Origin of the sequence: Streptomyces sp. NPDC098781, from assembly GCF_044759995.1 — a bacterium.
In the GTDB taxonomy this organism is placed as follows: Bacteria; Actinomycetota; Actinomycetes; order Streptomycetales; family Streptomycetaceae; genus Streptomyces.
This window is the reverse complement of sequence record NZ_JBIWAK010000002.1, coordinates 673,794-690,394: the sequence shown is the minus strand read 5'-3', so window position 1 is coordinate 690,394 and position 16,601 is coordinate 673,794. Positions and strand designations below refer to the sequence as shown.

Annotated in this window: 13 protein-coding genes and 1 pseudogene; 4 read left to right on the top strand and 10 right to left on the bottom strand. The window is 69.1% G+C overall.

Going from position 1 to position 16,601, the window contains the following annotated elements:
* Nucleotides 1-32: 32 nt before the first annotated feature.
* The 4 genes from ACIQWG_RS09105 to ACIQWG_RS09090 all read right to left on the bottom strand — a co-directional run bounded on the left by ACIQWG_RS09105 (nt 33) and on the right by ACIQWG_RS09090 (nt 5,988).
* Nucleotides 33-1,244: an McrC family protein gene (locus ACIQWG_RS09105; protein ID WP_404092328.1), complete on the bottom strand. Its 1,212-nt coding sequence runs from the start codon at nt 1,242-1,244 to the stop codon at nt 33-35.
* Complete coding sequence (locus tag ACIQWG_RS09100; RefSeq protein WP_404093512.1) at nt 1,241-3,067, bottom strand: DUF4357 domain-containing protein; 1,827 nt, start codon at nt 3,065-3,067, stop codon at nt 1,241-1,243. The genes ACIQWG_RS09105 and ACIQWG_RS09100 overlap by 4 nt, the downstream gene beginning before the upstream one ends.
* Nucleotides 3,068-3,166: 99 nt before the next feature.
* Complete coding sequence (locus ACIQWG_RS09095) at nt 3,167-3,571, bottom strand: hypothetical protein (protein ID WP_404092325.1); 405 nt, start codon at nt 3,569-3,571, stop codon at nt 3,167-3,169.
* Nucleotides 3,568-5,988: an AAA family ATPase gene (locus ACIQWG_RS09090; protein ID WP_404092322.1), complete on the bottom strand. Its 2,421-nt coding sequence runs from the start codon at nt 5,986-5,988 to the stop codon at nt 3,568-3,570. Before ACIQWG_RS09090 ends, ACIQWG_RS09095 begins: the two co-directional genes overlap by 4 nt.
* Nucleotides 5,989-6,170: 182 nt before the next feature.
* Here ACIQWG_RS09090 and ACIQWG_RS09085 point away from each other — a divergent pair, with 182 nt between their 5' ends.
* Nucleotides 6,171-6,671, top strand: a complete 501-nt coding sequence (locus ACIQWG_RS09085) for a hypothetical protein (RefSeq protein ID WP_404092319.1) — start codon at nt 6,171-6,173, stop codon at nt 6,669-6,671.
* Between the two features lie 75 nt (nt 6,672-6,746).
* Entirely contained in the window at nt 6,747-8,582 is a 1,836-nt protein-coding gene (locus ACIQWG_RS09080) for a DUF262 domain-containing protein (protein ID WP_404092317.1), read from the top strand.
* A 254-nt stretch (nt 8,583-8,836) separates the two neighbouring features.
* Here the strand turns inward: ACIQWG_RS09080 and ACIQWG_RS09075 are convergent, their stop codons facing one another.
* From ACIQWG_RS09075 to ACIQWG_RS09065, 3 genes and pseudogenes are all read right to left on the bottom strand, one after another.
* Nucleotides 8,837-9,241 (bottom strand): hypothetical protein, encoded by a 405-nt coding sequence (locus ACIQWG_RS09075; protein WP_404092314.1) that lies wholly within the window; start codon nt 9,239-9,241, stop codon nt 8,837-8,839.
* A gap of 78 nt (nt 9,242-9,319) precedes the next feature.
* A pseudogene (locus ACIQWG_RS09070) lies at nt 9,320-10,512 on the bottom strand (PIN-like domain-containing protein).
* 249 nt (nt 10,513-10,761) lie between these two features.
* Nucleotides 10,762-11,199 carry an ATP-binding protein gene (locus tag ACIQWG_RS09065; protein WP_404092311.1) on the bottom strand — a complete coding sequence of 146 codons (438 nt, stop codon included), beginning with the start codon at nt 11,197-11,199 and terminating at the stop codon, nt 10,762-10,764.
* A gap of 183 nt (nt 11,200-11,382) precedes the next feature.
* On the opposite strand from ACIQWG_RS09065, the gene ACIQWG_RS09060 reads away from it, so the two are divergent.
* Both ACIQWG_RS09060 and ACIQWG_RS09055 read left to right on the top strand, forming a co-directional pair.
* Nucleotides 11,383-12,270: a Scr1 family TA system antitoxin-like transcriptional regulator gene (locus ACIQWG_RS09060; RefSeq protein ID WP_404092308.1), complete on the top strand. Its 888-nt coding sequence runs from the start codon at nt 11,383-11,385 to the stop codon at nt 12,268-12,270.
* Entirely contained in the window at nt 12,267-12,452 is a 186-nt protein-coding gene (locus tag ACIQWG_RS09055) for a DUF397 domain-containing protein (protein WP_404092306.1), read from the top strand. Before ACIQWG_RS09060 ends, ACIQWG_RS09055 begins: the two co-directional genes overlap by 4 nt.
* 24 nt (nt 12,453-12,476) lie before the next feature.
* Here the strand turns inward: ACIQWG_RS09055 and ACIQWG_RS09050 are convergent, their stop codons facing one another.
* The 3 genes from ACIQWG_RS09050 to ACIQWG_RS09040 form a co-directional block, all read right to left on the bottom strand.
* Nucleotides 12,477-12,905 carry a hypothetical protein gene (locus ACIQWG_RS09050; protein ID WP_404092303.1) on the bottom strand — a complete coding sequence of 143 codons (429 nt, stop codon included), beginning with the start codon at nt 12,903-12,905 and terminating at the stop codon, nt 12,477-12,479.
* Nucleotides 12,902-15,253: a competence protein CoiA family protein gene (locus ACIQWG_RS09045; protein ID WP_404092300.1), complete on the bottom strand. Its 2,352-nt coding sequence runs from the start codon at nt 15,251-15,253 to the stop codon at nt 12,902-12,904. The genes ACIQWG_RS09050 and ACIQWG_RS09045 overlap by 4 nt, the downstream gene beginning before the upstream one ends.
* Before the next feature lie 249 nt (nt 15,254-15,502).
* A complete protein-coding gene (locus ACIQWG_RS09040; protein WP_404092298.1) occupies nt 15,503-16,537 on the bottom strand; it encodes an EcsC family protein in 1,035 nt (344 codons plus the stop codon).
* Between the last annotated feature and the right edge of the window lie 64 nt (nt 16,538-16,601).

The following is a 16,601-nucleotide window of genomic DNA, read 5'->3' as shown; positions in this document are numbered from 1 at the left end:
CTCCCCACCCTGAACGGACACTCCGCAACCGATCATACGCGCGGGGCACTCACCAGCCGGGCGGCCACCTGCTCCACGTCCGACAGCAGGCCGGAGGGTTCCTGATCGAGGTCCAGAGCGTGCTGGTGGATCACGATGCCCGCGTGCCGCACCCTGTGGGCCGCGTGTGGCGCGTTGCCCTTGGCGTACACCAGGTGGCCTTCGCGCAGACCCAACGCTGTGCAGTACGCGAGCATCTGGTACAGGTCGATGTCCGGAAAACCCTCCCGCTTCTCGGCCTTGTATTTGGCGTCCACCACGGCGCACGGGGCGCCGTTCGGCCCGTACAGCACGAAATCGGGTTTCATGCGGATCGCGTCCGCCTCGTCGAGGTGATGCGGATCCTGCAGCCGTGCCGAGTGGCCGAAGCGACGGCATGCTTCCCGCAGCGCCACGGTCACGAAGTCCTCGAAGAGCTTGTTCATGTCGAACAGGAACCCCTCGACGCGCAGCCTGCCGGGCGCGTGCTCAATGGAGGCGTTCTCCAGGACGGTTTGGGCTAGATGCAGGGCGTGCTGATAGCGCGAGTTGAGCCGGCTCGGCCGCCAGTCAGGCAGCGGTTGACCGCGCACGATCACCGTGACATCGGCCAGGCGGGCACGTTGGTGGAGCAGCCCGCGACGCACGTCGTGGGGTACGCCGGGCAGTCGCAGGAGGCGCTCGACGGCGGCCCGCAGCAGGCGGTTCTCCGCGATGTCGGTGGTGAACTCGTCATACTCCACCTCCACCGGAAGCGTCGCACCGAACCGCCGCCGTATCTGCTCGGCTTCCCGGATGCGGCCCCGGACGACCAGGGACGTCTCCTCGGTCACCCGGTACCCCTGGAGGAGCCCCTGCCGCAGAGCCCGGTCGATCTGCCGCTCCACGGCATGGGCGAGCGCGGGCAGCAGATCACGGTGCCCGGTGACATCGACCTCCCCGTCTCGCCAGCCACCCTTCGGGTCGAGGCTGTACCCGAGCAGGAAGAAGAGCCGGGCGATGGAAACCTTGGGAGCGACGCGAACGCTGGCCGGCCCGTCGCTCCCCGGTACTGCGACCGTCACGGCACCGACCTTGCTGCCGGCCCGCAGAGCCCAGTGCCCCGCGACGTACGGGTCAGGAGCGGCGTCCACGATGTCCCCCGCCGCCAGCGCTCGTCCGACCGCGTCCGGCAGCGCGACGCCCACGGCCGAAGCGTGCTCGACGAGTTCGATGACGTGCGTCACCCGAGCGACTCCCGCAGCGCCGCCAGACCGTACCGCTTCTCGATGTCCACGCCCTCCCCGTAGTGGTACTCCTCCAGCAGCGGTAGGATCTTGGTCCGCCACGTCCGCTCGAGGCCACCCTCCCGATAGACACCCCGCTTCATCAGGTACGAGGGCCCGATGCGGAAGTCGGCGTCGTCGATACGGGAGTTGAGCGCGTCGAGCAGATCGGCCGGCTCGAAGCCGTGGCCCTCGCTGGTGAGCCAGCGGCGCAGCAGTCCGCTGGTCGGTTCGGTGCGCGGAGACAGCTCGACGAACGCGAAGCGGCGGCGCATCGCCGCGTCGACCAGGGCGATCGACCGGTCGGCGGTGTTCATGGTGCCGATCACGAAGAGGTTGGGCGGCAGAGCGAAGTCGTCGCCGGAGTACGTCAGCCGGACCGACTTGTTGCGGTACTCCAGCAGGAAGTACAGCTCGCCGAAGACCTTTGCCAGGTTCGCCCGGTTGATCTCGTCGATGATCAGGAAGTGCGGGATGTGCCGGTTGCCCTCGCGGGAGGCCAGATCGGCGAGTTCACGCAGCGGGCCGGCGGTCAGCCGGAAGGCGACCTCCCGGGTCTGCGGATCCTCCTGCGGCCGGAAGCCCTCGAAGAAGTCCTCGTACGCGTACGAGGGATGGAACTGCACGAGCTTGACCTGCTCGGGCCCGCCGCCGAGGAACTCGGCGAGCTTCAGGGCGAGATACGTCTTGCCGGTTCCGGGCGGCCCGTACAGCACCAACTGCCGTTCGTCCCACAGCAGATCACGCACCTCGCCCAGCCAGGCGGTGTCGTGCACGAGGAGTTCCTCAGCCAACTCGTCCGTGGGCTCGGGCAGCTCCAGCTCGCGCCTGGCGGTGAGCGCGGGGATCTCCACGCTCGGATCCCGATCGGCGGCCTCGGCCTCCTCGATGAGGTCCTCGTCGCTTATCCCCAGGCCGTCGATGAGATCCTTCACCGCGGTCAGATCGACGACGTCATGCTGCGCGGAGAGCTTCTGCTGGAGTGCCTCGGGCAGGCCTTCGTATGCGTGCCCGTCGTCCGCCCAGTCCACCGGCCTGCGGAGATCCGACCGGCCGTCCTCGGAGGCGAGCTGCTCGGCGTCTCCCGTGATCTTTCCGACGTACAGCCGGCCGCCCGAGATGGTGCACATGGTGTCGCCGGGCCGCATCCGGGAGAGGAACATGTGCAGCTCCTCGACCAGTTGCACCTTCTGGTTGTACGTCGCGGTGGAGGCGTAGTCCTCTTCGACGGCGGTGCGCAGCCGGTCCTTGCTGATGCCCTGCTCGACGCCTTGGCGCAGGTGACGTGCGCGCAGGGTCACCAGCCGCTCGGGCAGCCACAGACGTGGGACGAGGTCGAGGCCGGAGACGTTGGAGCCGCGCACCAGCCAGGCCCGGTTGGGGCCCCACCACACCTGGTCGAGGTAGTCCGAGAGCGGATGGCCGTCGTCGGTCTTCCACTCCAGCCAGCCGTTGGCACTGCGCCCGACCAGGATCTCGGCGGCGGCCGACGGCGAGTTGCACTCTACGTCCTCGACGAGCTCCATCCAGCCGGGCCAAGTCTCCGACTCCACGAAGATGTCGTCCTCGATCAGCCGCTGCCTCAGCCGGTAGGACGACGGCATGCGGACGGGGAAGGACGGCACGACCTCCGGGCGCCCGGGCGACCCGGCCAGGACGATGAACTTCTGGCTGCCGTTCGTCCCCTTCTCGGTCATCAGCCGTCCCCGGGCTTCGGGGCCGCCGCCCGGCAGCTTCAGCCGGAACTCCGGGTAAGGCGTGCCGTAGTCGGCCATGGTCACCATTCCCCATTCATGCACGGTGCGTTCATCCAGAACGATAGGGGGCGCCGCTGACAGGGAGGCGCCCGGAGCGGAGTACGTATGGGGACGCGGCACGCATCCTCAGGCGCCTGCCGCCGTGACCGAAGCCGTGTCCGGTCCGCCGCGCAGGGCCGCAAGGAGCGCGGTGACCTCCAGCAACCGGGTGTGGATCTCCGCCGGAGCCGGCGGCAGCTCGTACGTGCGGTAGTGGCATGCCGCGCTGAGCGCCGACCAGGTGGTGCGGCATCGGCGGGCGGTGTCGTGGCCCGCATACCACTCCAGGCACAGCATGCGGTGCTTGCCGACCAGCGTCATCGACGGAGTGACCCGCTGCCAGTAGGCGTCCAGGGCCTGGTCGAGCGCCATGCGGAGCAGGACCGCGGCGGCACGGGCGCGGAGGCCGGGGGGCAGCGTGGTCACGGCGCCGGGGGCGGGCAGAAGGAGTCGGGCGGCGGCGGTCATCAGGGCCTCCGGTGACGCGCTCATCGGGCGCCCCCGGTGCTGTGAGTCCCAGCACTGCTGCGGATCGCCGCCGCGAGCGCCTTGGTCCGGCGGACGAGATTCCTACGGTCGTCCACGGTCGGCAAGGGCGTGTGGGCACCCGAGTTGAAGGTCTCGATCAGCGCCCAGCCTCCGGGACAGATCCGCTCGACGGCTGCACGGGCAGGCTGCTGCTCGTCACCGAGCAGGGCCAGCGACACATATGTCTTGGTGCGCTCAAGGGACTCCACGCGTTCCTCGACGGCCCGAAGCCCGAGCCCCTTCTCATCGCGGAGCCTGCGCCGCGCGGTCTCCAGACAGGCGGCTTCCACCGCCACCCTGCACATGGCGGGCAGCACGTGGTCGGCCACGTCCTGCGGCAGGCTGCGGTCCAGTGAGACGGCCCGCGCCTCCGCGAGAGCCTGCTCCACCGGGTCGGTGAGCGTCTCCACGCCCACCACGGAGTCGGTCTGGCGGCTCACGCGCAGGACGGTCGCCTTGATGCCCAGGTGTGCGATGGCCTGCTGGAGCCGGGTGTCATGGGTGAAGACGATCACCTGGCGGTCCTGGGCGTACGCGTCGAGCACCCGGGCCAGACCCTCGACCTTCTCGGGGTCCATGGACTGCACGGGGTCGTCGATGACGAGGAACCCGAACGGACTCTCCGCGTGCGTGGCACGGGGCAGGAAGAGCGAGAGCGCGAGCGAGTGCAGCTCGCCCTGGCTCATCACGCTGTAGGCGGGGGCGCACATGTCGTCCACGGAGACGTCGAGCTCGACCTTGCCGCGACCGGGAGTGCCCGCGAGGGTGACGGAACCGAGCGTGACGCTGCTGTGCTCGCACAGCTTCTGCCACACCTCCTGCGACCGCTGGGCGAACGGCCGCAGCCGCTCGTCACGCAGTTCGTCGATGATCGGCCGCAGCCAGGCCCGCGCCCTGCGCGCGTGCTTGCGCCGCTCACGCGCGACCTCGGCCGCTTCCTCGGCACCGAGCCACTCGGCCAGCCGTACGGCGAAAGGCTGCCAGGCGACGTCATGTGCGGAGAGCCGCTGAACGGCTTCCTCCCGCACCTGCCGACAGGCGTCGTCCAGGGCGGCCGCAGCATGCTCGACGCGGTTCGCCAGCTCCCTGGGGTGAGTGACGTCCCGGCACTGAACCCACTCCTGCCACACCCTCACGAGCGGCGAGGCCTCATCGCGCAGCCACACCGGAACCGGCTGTACGAGGTCGTGCCCGGCCCGCACAGCCACCGCCACCTCCTGCCGGGCGGCCTCGGCGTCGGCCGCCTCCGCCTGGAGTCGCTCCACCTCCGTCCGCGCCTGCTCGGCCCACGCCCGGTCCAGCTGGTTCTCGGCGCCGCAGACCGGGCAGTCCGAGCTCCCCGAGCGCCGCTGGTGCTCGATCGCCGCCTCCAGCAGCCGGGCCAGACGGCGCGCCTCCTCGGCGCCGCCGTACCGGGCCTCCTCGGCAGCGGCGGCGGCCTCCCGCAGCTGGCCGACAGCCCCGCCGACCTCCGCCAGATCCGGCCCGGCGAGGCTCGCGAGCTGTCGCAGCCGGGCCAGCTCGGCCTCGGCGGCCAGGGTGCGGCTCCCCAGCAGCGCACGTACCCGGCCAAGGTCGCGCCTGGTTCCCGACAGCGCCTCGGTGGCCTCGCGGGATCTGGGGTCGTCGAGCGTGCCCAGCGCGTCGAGGAGCTGCGTGGTGAGGGCGTCCGCGTGCTTGATCACCTGCTCGCACTCGCTCACGGCGTTCTTGACCCGACCGTCGAACTCGGCGAGCAGCTCGAGCCCGAGGAGCTTGAAGAAGGCGTCGTGCAGCCCGCCGAGCGTGCCGTTGATCATCGAACCGAGTTCGCTGTACGGCAGGAAGGGCCGGGCGAGATCCAGCGCCTCGGCGTCGACGACCTCCTCTAGCTTCCGCTCCGAGCTGTCCGGTCCCTCGACCTTGGTGCGCGCCTCGTCGACCTTGAGGCCGTGCCAGGTCCGCCGCACGGTCACCGCCTCGCCCCGCCCGCCGACGGCCAGCTCGACGCAGACCTCGGGGGTGACGTCGGGACTGTGCAGGTTGCGCCAGCCCTTCTGCCAGTCGGTGGCCCGCCGTCCGTCCCACCGGGAGTTGCGTCCGGTCAGCGCGGTCTCGGCGGCCTCGGCGAAGCTCGACTTCCCGGAGCCGTTGGGACCCGCGACGACGACCAGGCCGGGTCCGGGAGGCAATTCGAGTGCGGTCCGCGGACCGACACCGCGCCAGCCGGCCGCGGTGATGGACCGGAGCTGTACGGGGCCGGCGCGACCTCCGCTGCTCCTGGCCGGTTCGTCGGGGAGCAGCTCGCGCAGCAGCTCCCGCACCTGAGGCGTGAGGTCGTCCGCGTGGTGCAGGCGGTCGAGGAGGAGGGCGCGGAGGGAGGCAGGGGGCTGATCGGTCAAGGTCGGTTCCCGTTGTCGGGCGTGGCCGAAGGGGTCACGCGGGCCGCTGATGCCTTGTTGGCAGTTCGAGCATGGCGATAACGCGTTAGCACTGTCAACGTGTTTACAGGATTCCAAGTATTCGAATTTGTGTACGTGCATGAGATGTCAGGTCGGTTGAGCGGGCCCGCTAAGGTGACCGCATGCCGTCCGCGCACCTGCTGATCATCGGAGACCGCGCCGCACTGAGCTGGGTGGTCACCGAGCAGCGGATGGCGTTTCCGGCAGGCCGGGCCAAGGCGGCGCGCGCGTTGGGGGACGGCGACGAGGTCTTCCTCTACACCACGCGCGGTTGCTTCCGGAATCCGACGCGGGACCTTGGACGGGTCGTCGGCTGGGCGACGATCGCGAGTCCCGTGCGCGTCCTGGACGAGCCGGTGGTCTTCAACGAGCGCTCTTACTCGGAGGGGTGCCGCCTGGAGGTGTCAGGGCTGGCCCCGTTCCGTGAGGGTCTGGTCCTGCGCGAGCTGGTGCCGCGGCTGTCGGTCTTCCCCGACCCGGCGACCTGGAGCGTCCGCATGCGGCGGGCGTCGCTGACCCTGCCGCCGGCTGACGCCGAACTCGTCCGCACGGAGCTGGAACCGCTGCTGCGTCCGTACGGCGAAACGCGCGAGGGGTACCGCTGGGAACCGGCGGCGGCCTGACTGTCACCACGCGCTGCGAGGCCCTGACCGGGGACGCTACGGTGGGCGTGAAACCTGAGTCCGGTGGGGGGACGCATGTCATTCCAGACGCCCATCACGATCGCCAGCGCGTTGGAGAAGATCCACCGTCGCGAGTACGTGTTGCCGGCGATTCAGCGTGAGTTCGTCTGGTCGCGCGACAAGATCACGCGGTTGTACGACAGCCTGATGCGCGGATATCCCATCGGCTCGTTCCTCATGTGGCAGGTCCACGAGGGTAATTCAGGCCGTTTCGCCTTCTACGACTTCATGCGCGACTACCACGAACGCGACAACGCCCACTGCGCGCCGACCGGTCCGCTGGGCAGCCGGGCCATCACGGCGATCCTGGACGGTCAGCAGCGACTGACGGCGCTCAACATCGGTCTGTGCGGGTCGTTCACCGCGAAGCTGCCGCGCATGTGGGCGAACAACCCGCTCGCGTACCCGAAGAAGCTCCTCTACCTGAACCTGCTGCACCGCGGCCAGGACGACGATCTGGGGGTCGAGTACGACTTCCGGTTCCTCAGCCCGGAGGAGGCCGAGGCCGGCACAGAAGGCGGTGACGCCCACTGGTTCCGCGTTCAGGATGTCCGCGAACTGCGTTCGGCCCGGGACGTCATCCGGGCGCTTCAGCGCGAGGGGGTCGCGGACGACGACACCGCCGGCGATGTACTGACCCGCTTGCACGAGATCGTCCACGTCACCCCCACGGTGAACTTCTTCCTCGAGGAAGCGCAGGAGCTGGACAAGGTCCTCAACATCTTCATTCGGGTCAACTCGGGAGGTGCCGTCCTCTCCTACTCCGACCTCCTTCTCTCCGTGGCCACCGCCCAGTGGGTCGAGCACGACGCGCGCGAGACAATCCACAGGCTCGTCGATGAACTCAACGGGATCGGGCAGGGTTTCGCCTTCGGCAAGGACCTGGTCCTCAAGACCGGACTGGTGCTGCTGGGGAAGGGTGACATCCGCTTCAAGGTGGACAACTTCGACCGGGACACCATGACCAACCTGGAGAAGCACTGGACCGAGATCGAGAAGGCGCTGCGCCTCGGAGTGGCCCTGCTCGCCGACTTCGGGTTCTCCGGCGTCACCCTCACGGCCAACAGCGCGGTCATTCCTCTGGCTTACTACCTCCACCGCCGAGGCCTCGGGGACAACTACCGCACCTCGGAGGCGTTCAAGGACGACCGTGCAGCGATCCGCCGCTGGCTCCAGCGCTCACTGATGAAGTCCGGCGTGTGGGGCAGTGGCCTGGACCGGCTGCTCACCGGTCTGCGTACGACCCTGGAGAAGGAAGGCGGACAGGGCTGGCCGACCGAGGCCGTCGAACGTGAGATGGCCCGCCAGGGCAAGTCGCTCCGCTTCGACCAGAGCGAGATCGACGACCTGCTGGATCTCAAATACGGATCGAAACGGCTGTTCCCGATGCTCGCGATGCTGTACCCGGGCGTCGACACCAGGGACCACTTCCACGAGGACCACATCTTCCCGCGCAGCCTCCTGCGGTCACGGACCAAGCTGCGGGCGGCCGGCCTCTCCGAGGACGCACTGTCGCTCGTCGAGGACCGCGTGGACAGAGCGGCGAACCTGCAACTCCTGAGGGGACCCGAGAACATCGCGAAGCAGGCCGCCCTGCCGACTGCCTGGCTGCGGAAGCACTTCGACTCGGATGCCGCGCGGGAGAGCTGGTTGAGGGAGTACGACGCCGTCGGCCTGCCCGACGATGTGGTCGGGTTCCTGGAGTTCTACGAGGCACGCCGTGCGCGCATGGGCCAGCGCCTCGCCGACCTCTTGGGAGCGGCAGCCGTCACGGAGCAGACCGTCGTCACATCGGATGCCCCGGGGGCCGTGCCGGACGACGGACCCGATCCGGGCAACGAGGGACTGTGAACAAGAACCACGACCTGAGGGATGTCATCAACAGGCAGTCTCAGGTCCGCGGGATGATGCTCGGCCTGGCGCTCGGGGAGACGTTGGGAGCGCTACGCGGCAGCCTGTCCGGCAGCGGTCCGCTGCGGGCCGGTGTCAGTACGCAACTGGCCTGTTTCACGGCCGAGGGCATCATCCGCGCGCAGGTACGTGGGAACCACAAGGGGATTTGTTACGCGCCCGGGGTCGTCCCGGGGGGCGTCGGGGTGGGCGCTCTACCAGGGTTCCGGGTTCTGCCCGGCCGGGTCGGTGTCGGGCAACCGGACCTCGCGGGCACGTGAGTTCAGGCCCATGAGCCTGCCGGTCGTGGGGTCGACGCAGAAGACGAAGGCCTTGGCCGTGTCGGCGAAGTCCGCTGCCGGGCGGCTGATACCGGCTGTCGTGATCAGGATGAGCCGCTTAGGTATTTGGTCACCGGCCGCGGCGGCCAGGCCGTTCAGGCGCTGCACCTCCGAAGTGGAGAGGTTCTTGGCGCGGTTGTGCCATTCGATGTGGAACGCCTGCGACCGTATCGGCGTTTCGGCGTTGCCTTCTTCGAGATCACCGAAGCCGCATGACGTGAGCTGGTCGAGAACGGAGTCGGTGAGCTGCCGGGGCCCGAGCGAGCCCCGTCCGTCCACAGGCGCGGAGTCCTCGACGAGTTCGTCGAGACCGACGTCGAGGGACCGCTTACGCGCCGTGCGATGCCCGATCGGCGGTCACGATTCGTCCTTGTCTCCCAGCTCGTTGATGAGCGGCACGAGGAGAGGATGAACCGAGAAGCCGGAGGCCCGACCCGGTCCATGCGCGTAATCGGCTTTGAGAACCTCGACCGCGGAGTCCGGGATCAATCCCTTCTCGCGCAGGTTGCCGCTGATCCGTTTGACGGGCTTGGTGAAGCCTTTCAGGGTGCGGTCGTCGTCGTAGTCGCAGATGTCGTAGACAGACATGGCCTCTACGTGACCGTCCATCTCGGCGGCATAGCGGATGACGTCGACGCGGTTGCCATATCCCTCGTATGCAAGCCCGCGGAAGAGCGTCTGGATTGCCTCGGCGGTCCAGCCGCCGTGGGTGTCCTCGGTCTCGATCCGTTCGACCCGTTCGATGTCCTCGACGGACCCTTCCTGGAGACTCAACTTCAGGATCGGCGCGGCAACTTTCAGGAACTGCTTCGGCGTGAGCATGAAGAGCCGCCCTCCGCCGCGAGCCCTGAGTTCCTCGGTCAGCTCAGGTCGGGGGCCCCGGTTGAAACCCTGCTCCTTGCGCCACCAGTCCTCCTTGACGTCCGCTGTCACGAACAGCACGTCGCACTGGCGGCGGCCGGCCTCCCGGAGGATCTGCTCCCAGACGAGATAGTCGGCGGCGGCTCCCACACCTTCCTTGGTCTTGTCCATGTAGCCCGGAGGCAGCCGCTTCTCGACCCGGCGCATGCCCTCCGAGATCGCCTTGTCGTAGTCCTGCTGACTCAGTGGAGCGCCGACCCGGCCGTCCAGCGCGGGCTCCAGTTCCGCGCTGACCGGATCGGTGCTCGTGTCGTGGGTGATGTTCTGCCACTCACCTTCGCCGACCTTGACGATCGTCTCTTGCACGTCGTCGAAGACCTCGTTCAGCTGACCGCGCAGACGGTCGGTCTCCTCCTCCGGCAGGGCCACGCGATTGGCCCAGGTGCGCAGGGTGCGCTCCGCCTGGTCCGCATGACCGGCCATGTCCTCGGCGGCCTGCGCACCGGACGACCGGGCGTCGCTGAGGGTGCTCTCACGGTTCGCCAGAACTCCACGAGGACCTGGTGTGGCACCCACAACCGGTCCTCCACGGCGCCGAGCGCGCGCAGCAGGTCGCCGCGCGCCTGCTCGGTGTACCGGTAGAGGTTCAGCAGGACGTTGGCGTCGGGGGCGACCAGACCGTGGGTCATTACGGAGGTGAAGTCGTCGGTGGTCGGGGTGCGGAAGGCGCCGAAGTCGTCGAAGAGGCCTCGGTTGTCCGCCCCGGCCGTCGTGTCCTCTGCCACTGCGCCCCCGTCGTCGCCGTATGCCGCGCGCGAGGGGCGTTTCGTACGTCACGTCCCCTCGCGTTCACCTGTGGGGACCGTAGCGCGACGATGACGGCCGTCGGGAGTGAAGGGGAATTCTCGCCGGTCTGTTGGTCAGGTGGGCGTCCGGTGTCAGCTGGATCGGTGGCTCACCTCGGCCCAAACGGTCTTGCCGCCCGGCGGATGCGGTTCGGTGCCCCAGCGGTCGGCCAGCGCGGCGACCATGAGCAGACCGCGGCCCGACTCGCTGTCGGCCGCCGAGTCGGCTGGCGCGACGGGGGGTTGACCGCCCTTGGCGTCGCTGACTGCGATGCGGAGGATGCCGGTCGTGGTGTCGAGGGTGAGGGCGAGCCGGAAGTCGCTGCCCTGGACGCGGCCGTGCAGGGCAGCGTTGGCAGCGAGTTCGGCGACGATCTGCTCGGCTCGCGCGGTCACGTCGGGTGACAGGTCCCAGGTTCGGAGCTGAGTGGTGGCGAGGAGGCGGGCGAGGCGGGCTCCTCGGCGGGTGGAGGACAGGAGCTGGGCGAACATGGCCATGGTGCCGGGAGGTTGGGGAAGGGTTGCTCTCACGGGGCCACCGTGATGGGTGCGTGGGGGCGCGTTCCAGGAGTGACGCCCGTACGGTGCGTCAGCGTACGGACACATTCTGTGGACGGTACGCGGGGTTTTCCGTCACGCTGGGTGTCGTCGGGCGTCCGGGCGTGGGGCGACGGACAGTGCGTGTGGCCTGTACGGAACGGGAGGTGGCCGCGTATGACGGGCGGCATCGACATCATGGCCGACGGCGGCGGCGACGGGGAGTCGGCCGGTGGTGAGCCGGATCGTGAACCCGACCCCTCGGACAGTCTGCGGACCTGGGGTGCCGTCCAGCAGGCGCTGCGCGAGCACGCGGGGTACAGCAGGGCCGAGTTCGCGGACCTGGTGCGCTTCTCCAAGCACACCGTGGAGTCGGTGGAGCGGGGGCGGAGGATGCCCGACGAGTCGTACGTGGTGCGGTCGGAGGAACTCCTCGGGAACACCGGTGCGTTACGGAAGTCGTCGCAGTATGTGACGCGGGGGCGGGGGGATGTGGGGCTGGCGGCTTGGTTCCGGCAGTGGGCCAGGCTGGAGCGGGTGGCGGTGAGTCTGTACACATACGAGTGCCGGTTGGTGCCGGGGCTGTTGCAGTCGGAGGGGTATGCGCGGGCCCTGTTTGAAAACCGGCTCCCGCTGCTGACCGAGGAGCAGACGGAGGCTCAGATCGAGGCACGGCTGGAGCGGCAGCAGACGCTGTATGAGCGGCCGACGGTCCCGTTTCACTTCATCGTGGAGGAGTCCGTCTTCCGGCGCAGGCTGGGGGGTCGTGACGTGTTGCGGGGACAGATGGACCTCGTGCTGGAGCTTACGGCACTCCACAATGTGATGCTCCAAGTCATGCCGACCGAGGCCGAGTTCCATGCCTGTATGGACGGTCCGGTACAGCTGTTGGAGACGCCGGAAGGGCGGCGGCTGGCGTACTCCGAAGGGCAGGAGAACGGTCGGCTGATCTCCGACCGCAAAGAGGTGCGCGTCCTCCAGCAGCGCTATGACACACTGCGCTCGCAGGCCCTCAACCCCAAGGACTCGCGAGGTCTGCTGGAGCGACTTCGAGGAGAGCTATGAGCAAGACGGAACTCGTCTGGTTCAAGTCCAGCTACAGCGGCAGCTCGGGTGACAGCTGCATCGAGATCGCCGTCACCGAACAGGCCATCTGCGTACGGGACTCCAAGGACGTAACCCGCCCACACTTCGCTGTCGGGCGGGAGGAGTGGTCGCGGTTCGTGGGGTTCGTCGCGGAGGCCTGAGCAGGGCGGCGTACGCGGTGGCGCTCAGAAGATCTTGCAGAGCGTCATCGCACGCATGTCGACGTCGCCCGGCGATCCGAGGACTGAGCTGCGGCCCACGTAGATGGTGTCCCACTGCGAGGTACCTACCGGGCACGCGCCGGAGCTGATGAGCAGGCCGCCGGAGAGATCGGGGCCCGTTGTGCTGGCGTCCGGTATGCCGAGGGTGGCTGGTTCGGCCGCGGCGCCGGGCTCTCCCTCGTCGCCCTTGGCGCCGCGTTCGCCTTGTGGCCCCTGCTCGCCCTGAAGCCCCTGCGGTCCCCGTGCCCCTTCCGGTCCTGCCGAACCCGTTGCGCCGGTCGGACCGGTCGCGACGAAGTAGGCGCCGGCCACCGCTCCCGCCGCGCCGGACAGGGTGACGACGGCTGCGGTGGTGGCTATGCCGATCGCGACGCGACGACGGTTCGGTCTCATGTTCTTTCCTTCGGGTCATCGGCGGTCTCGGCGGCAGCACTGTATGCCGCGAACGCTCGGGCCTGTTCCGTCTTCCGGAGCTGGCCCAGTTCGATGGGGCGCAGTCCGTGGGGCCGTCCGAGTCGTTTGAGGATGGCGTCGAAGTACGGCACGGGTGTGTGCTCGGAGGAGACCACGAGGGAGGAGAGCAGCAGCACCCCGTAGGTGGGCGGGCTGTCGACCGATACGAGGATCGCTTCCCTGGCCCGCTCGTTGAGGTCCGTCGGCTTGAGCCCGGCGGCAGCGGCGAGCGTGTGCCAGCCCACGCAGACCTGGCGCCGGGCGGCGTCGATCAGTGCCCGCCGAACGGCTACCACCACGGCTGCCTTGGTGGTTCCGAGTTTGGGCCAGCGCACGCGGTCCTGATTGTCGGGCGGAACGGCCGGGCTACTCGGAGTCGTTGGTGCGGACCGCGTGCCGCGCGCGTATGCGCGGTCCAGGGCGACCCGCCAGGCCGCCTCCACAGTCGGCGTGGCGGCGTCGGGCTTCCAGCCCAACTCGGCCAGTACGTCGCCGAAGGATGGGTCCGGGCCCTGGGCCTGGCCTTCCGCCTTCACCAAGGCCGACCGCAGGCCACGGTTCGGCAGGTAGGGCTTGTCCACGGCGGCCAGCAGCCTCGCCTGGTCCTTCGCTGACACCGTGGAGGGCGAAATGCCCTGCCTGTTGAGCAACGTCTTCCACTTGATGCGGCTGCGCCCGTTGGCGACGAGGTTCAGATGTTCGCGGATCCGGCCCACTAGCTGGGCGTCGTCCCATGGTCGGGTGGCGCCCTTGTCCACGGAGGTGTTCGGGGGATTTTGGCGCTCCGGCGCCGACTTGTTCTGGGCAAAGGCGTACGTGGTCTTTCGCTCGCCTTCCCAGATCTCCGACACCTTCGCCTCGGACAGGTCGGATCTCCAGCCGAGGCCGGCGAGGATCTCAGCGAAGTACGGGGTGGGCGCGTCCGGGGTGTGGGCTGGCTTGACGAGCGCTGAAAGTACGGGCTTGCCGTCGGCTCGGGGGTGGTCCACTGCGACGAGGAGGCGGACGCGTTCCTCCGGTGTGATGTCGCCGGGAGCCGCTCCCGCGTAGCTGACAAGCGTCTCCCAGTTGATGAGGCCCCGGGCGCGGGCAACGCCGCTGAGCCTTGAGCGGAAGAGGGCGATCGTCTCGGCCTCACCGAGGGGAAGCGGGCGGGGTGTTGAGGCGGCCGGTGCGGTCCACTTGAGGGTTGGTGGGGGTGGCTCGGGCTGCGGAGATCCGGGGCGCAGGTCCGGCCAGCGGGAGTCGGTCTGCTGGGGTAGAGGCGAGGCGCCGTCGGCGCGTATGAGCCAGGCGGGCTCGGAGGGGGCCGCCGCTTCGGTGAGCGGCAGCAGGTGGGCTGAGGAGTAGATGACGTGCAGTTGGTGAGGAGGAGGCGCGGGGTGGGCGTGCGGCAGGGCGATCCGGGCCCGGACGACGGCCGAGCCGAGCGGCTGGAGGTCGGCCTCGTAGAGGCGTACGGGGGTGGCGTCCGGGTCGGTGCGCGGTGCCGGGAGTTCGGTTGCTGCGGTGAAGGCGATGGTGCCCGGAGCCAGCGGGAAGGCCACGGGCGTAGGGGCGGGAAGAGGGGTGCTGTTCGCGGGCGGTTCGGCGTCGAGGCGGGGAGTGATGATCCCCTCGTTCAATAGGCGGCACTCGGTGAGGGCCGACCACGCGAGGCTGTTGTCCGGGTACTGCGTGCCGACGTACACCTCGCGGGTCTCGCCCTCGGTGCGGCAGGAGATGCGGATGGCGTGCCCGGCGGCGTCCACCTCGTTGTGCGAGAGCCCGCAGTAGGGTCCGTACGCCCAGTGGACGTGGGTGTGCCGGTCGGCGAGGCGTTCGCGGGTCTGCTGCCACTCGCGGAGGGAGAGGCGGGCCAACTGGACCCGGATGAGCCTGGACCGGCCCTGACCGAATCGGACCTCGACGGCTCCTCCGTGGACCGAGCCGGGGTCAAGGTACGTGACCTCGGCGTCCTGGTATCCCTGCCGCAGCAGCCAGCGCCGTAGCGCCTGCCCGATGTAGAGGTGGTCGGCGCTGGCCTCACCGGTCTCCGTGCGGCGGCAGTGCACGGGAGGCCGGTGCGCGAAGTGGCACTTCTTCTCCCTGTAGCGCTTCGGAGTCAGCTTCTTGCCGCAGCCGCCGAGCAGGACGCCGCAGTAGAAGTCGTCGCGGGTCCGGCCCCGCATGAACCGGTCGAAGTCGTCGTGGTCGTACGGCCGGAACACCGGCCAGTCCGACTCGGCCTGTCCGATGACCGCCGTTTGAACCTTGCGGGTGTCTTCTTCGGAGGTGGGCGAGACCATCCTGGCTCCTGGCTTGGAAGCGGCGGCGGTTGGGTCAGGGAGGCGGCGGGGGCCTTGACCTGGGGGTGGGGTGAGGGCGGAGGTACAGCCGAACAGCCTGTGCGTGTATGCGACTTCAAGGACGTGACGCGTGTGCACTTCGCCATCGGGCGTGCGGAGTGGTCGCAGTTCGTGGAGTTCGCAGCGGGGGACTGAGTCCTGTTCGTCCCGGCGGCCGCGTGATGGCGTGCACCGCCGGGACACGAGGGATCAGTGGAGGTCCGGTCCGCCCGCCTCGACGATCTCGGCGAGCACGCTGATCTCCTCGTCGGCGTCGTCCGGTACGCCGGGGTCGTCGCCGAGGAACGGTCCCGGTTCCTCCTCGTCGGCGAGATGCGGGTACTTCTCCAGGAGGAACCGTCGCCGGTAGGCCATCTCGGCGGCGTCGACGATCCCCTCCAGGGTGGTCCAGTTAAGGGTGCCTCCGATGGCGATCCCGAATGCGGGTACGGCCTTGCCGAGGCCCTTCTTGGTGAGACGGAAACCGAAGGCCTTCGCGAACTGCTGGGAGACCTTGGTGATGACCGAGTCGCTGAGGACGTCCCATGCCTTGCCTCGGAAGAGCGCCTGGGTGAGCCGTGAGATGTCGGCCATCGCGGCGTTCTTGGCGGTGGCCGAACTCGCCGTTCCGACGTTCACGACAGACATCACGAAGAGCTTCTCGGCAGGCTCTTCGGGGTCGTAGCCGTAGAACAGCGAGACCTGGCCGACGGCTCGGGACGCGAGTCCGAGAACGGCAGCGGTATCTGCGGCGAAAGCCCCCGCGATCGCGCCTCCGGAAGGCGCCGCCGCGGCGCCGGCGGAGGCGGCGAGGACGAGTTCTCCTCCGGAGATCACAAGCCCCGCACCCGCTCCAGAGAGTGCCGCGGCGGCCGGGTAGTACCAGCTCGCCTTCCGTCCACGGACAGCGTCGACCAGCTCAAGGTCGAGGCGGCGCAGGTCGGGGAGCGACTCGACCCCGTGCCCGCGCTTCTTGTGGAGCGCCACCACGCGCTTGGAGGAGAGTCCCGCTCGTGAGACCCGCCCCAGGGTCTGCCGTATGGACTGAACGGCCGTGCCGCTCCAGTCAGGCAGGGCGTCGGCGGCTCCACGAGCCCCGGCGCCGACCTTTTGCGCGCCCTTGGCGACCGCTGCCTGCCCACGTGAGACCGCTGATTGCGCCCGTGGGTGGTTCTCCAGTTGCTTCGCAACACGCTTGCCGAGTTTTCCGACTCCGTTGGCCACGTGCTCGCCAGCGTTGGTCATCGCTCGAGACAGTGGGCGGCCCCTGAACTGCTGGATGGCACGCCATGCATCGAGCTCGTAGTCC

Coding starts and splice junctions, on each gene's coding strand:
- ACIQWG_RS09100 (WP_404093512.1), bottom strand. CDS start 3,067: ATGGTGACCATGGCCGACTACGGCACGCCTTACCCGGAGTTCCGGCTG.
- ACIQWG_RS09095 (WP_404092325.1), bottom strand. CDS start 3,571: ATGAGCGCGTCACCGGAGGCCCTGATGACCGCCGCCGCCCGACTCCTT.
- ACIQWG_RS09085 (WP_404092319.1), top strand. CDS start 6,171: ATGCCGTCCGCGCACCTGCTGATCATCGGAGACCGCGCCGCACTGAGC.
- ACIQWG_RS09080 (WP_404092317.1), top strand. CDS start 6,747: ATGTCATTCCAGACGCCCATCACGATCGCCAGCGCGTTGGAGAAGATC.
- ACIQWG_RS09060 (WP_404092308.1), top strand. CDS start 11,383: ATGACGGGCGGCATCGACATCATGGCCGACGGCGGCGGCGACGGGGAG.
- ACIQWG_RS09055 (WP_404092306.1), top strand. CDS start 12,267: ATGAGCAAGACGGAACTCGTCTGGTTCAAGTCCAGCTACAGCGGCAGC.
- ACIQWG_RS09050 (WP_404092303.1), bottom strand. CDS start 12,905: ATGAGACCGAACCGTCGTCGCGTCGCGATCGGCATAGCCACCACCGCA.
- ACIQWG_RS09045 (WP_404092300.1), bottom strand. CDS start 15,253: ATGGTCTCGCCCACCTCCGAAGAAGACACCCGCAAGGTTCAAACGGCG.
- ACIQWG_RS09040 (WP_404092298.1), bottom strand. CDS start 16,537: ATGACCAACGCTGGCGAGCACGTGGCCAACGGAGTCGGAAAACTCGGC.